This is a genomic window from Mesorhizobium sp. M2C.T.Ca.TU.002.02.1.1 (assembly GCF_003997225.1).
Map to the genome: position 1 here is coordinate 1 of NZ_RZTO01001366.1, position 814 is coordinate 814.

Sequence of the window (814 nt, forward strand, 5' to 3'; positions counted from 1 at the left end):
CGCTATGGCTATCAGCGTTTCGAGACCAGCGTGATGGTCGCCGTCGTCGTCGTGCTCATTGTGCTCGTCTGCGGCATCCAGTGGATCGGCGACAGGCTGGTGGCGCGGCTGGATCACCGCGGATGAGGACGCGGGCGGGAGGAACGAACGCAATTTGCCGCGACCGATGGGAATTGAGCGCGAGCTTCCTCTGTTTGCAATGAGATTGGTTGGTACGTTTCTTCATCCGCAATGACGCCCATGTCATCGTGAGGTGGGGCCACGAGTCTCGCCAAGAGGAGCCTGTCAATGCCCAGAATAATTCCCGTTCTCGATCTCGACCGCCTGGAGCAGGGTCCATCCGAGCTTCGAACTTTCTTGTTTGATCTGCGCACCGCGGCCCGCGATGTCGGTTTCTTCTATCTCAGCGGCCACGGCATCACTCAGCCGGAGATCGACGCCGTGCTGGGTGCCGCGCGCGGCTTCTTCGCCCTGCCGGAAACCGACAAGCTCGCCATCGAAATGGTGAAGTCGCCGCAGTTCCGCGGCTATACGCGCGCCGGCGGAGAGCTGACCAAGGGCAAGGCCGACTGGCGCGAGCAGCTCGACATCGGCGTCGAACGCGCGACCATATCGCAAAGGCCGGGGGTGCCGGCCTGGACGCGGCTGCAGGGCCCGAACCAGTGGCCTGCCGCGCTCCCCGATCTGAAGCCGGCGCTGCTCGCCTGGCAGGCCAAGGCGACCGACGTGGCGATCCGGCTGCTCAAGGCCTTCGCGCTGTCGCTCGACCAGCCGGAGGACGCCTTCGATCCGATCTATCACGGCGAACCGAACC

The 814-nt window shown here is 64.4% G+C and carries 1 protein-coding gene and 1 pseudogene; both read left to right on the forward strand.

The window, feature by feature from the left end; all coding sequences use genetic code 11:
* Positions 1–126: pseudogene (locus EOD07_RS36140) on the forward strand (ABC transporter permease); the annotation flags it as partial.
* A 162-nt stretch (positions 127–288) separates the two neighbouring features.
* On the forward strand, positions 289–814 hold a 526-nt coding region (locus EOD07_RS36145; protein WP_164772940.1), incomplete at its 3' end, for a 2-oxoglutarate and iron-dependent oxygenase domain-containing protein.